Origin of the sequence: Candidatus Chloroploca asiatica (assembly GCF_002532075.1) — a bacterium.
GTDB lineage: Bacteria > Chloroflexota > Chloroflexia > Chloroflexales > Chloroflexaceae > Chloroploca > Chloroploca asiatica.
Map to the genome: position 1 here is coordinate 1 of NZ_LYXE01000142.1, position 513 is coordinate 513.

Genomic DNA, 513 nt, shown 5'->3' on the forward strand with positions numbered 1-513 from the left:
CGTTGCTTCGCCGCCACGGGCTGTACACCTCCCATCTTTCGAAGTGGCGGGCCCAACGCAAGCGGGGCACGTTGACGTCCCAGACGACCCCACCCGCAGGGCGGCCAGCTCTGCGACGCACACCCGAGCAGGATGACATCGCCCGCTTGACCGAGGAAGTGGCCCGTCTGCGCACGCAGCTGCAGCAGGCCGAGACGATCATCGAGATCCAAAAAAAACGCTCGTCGCTGCTTGGCGTGCCGAGCTCGACCCTCCCGGACGGCGAGCGCTGATGCTGACCACCGTCCACGAACTGGCCCCCGTGATCGGGATTGCGGCGGCCTGTGCCACCCTGGGGGTGCCGCGCAGTAGCTTTTATGACGCCCAACGCCCAGCACGCCCCCCCCGCCTGACGCGCCCGCGCCCGCGCCCGCGTCAGGCCCTGAGCCTTGCGGAGGAACAGGTGATCCGTGACCTGCTCAACAGCGAACGCTTCATCGATTGTGCCCCTCGCACCATCTACGCCACCCTCCT

2 pseudogenes are annotated in these 513 nt (G+C 67.8%); both read left to right on the forward strand.

Features of this window, described 5'->3' with window-relative positions:
- Positions 1-272 (forward strand): annotated as a pseudogene (locus tag A9Q02_RS17915) (hypothetical protein); the annotation flags it as partial.
- A pseudogene (locus tag A9Q02_RS17920) lies at positions 272-513 on the forward strand (IS3 family transposase); the annotation flags it as partial. The pseudogenes A9Q02_RS17915 and A9Q02_RS17920, both read left to right, overlap by 1 nt.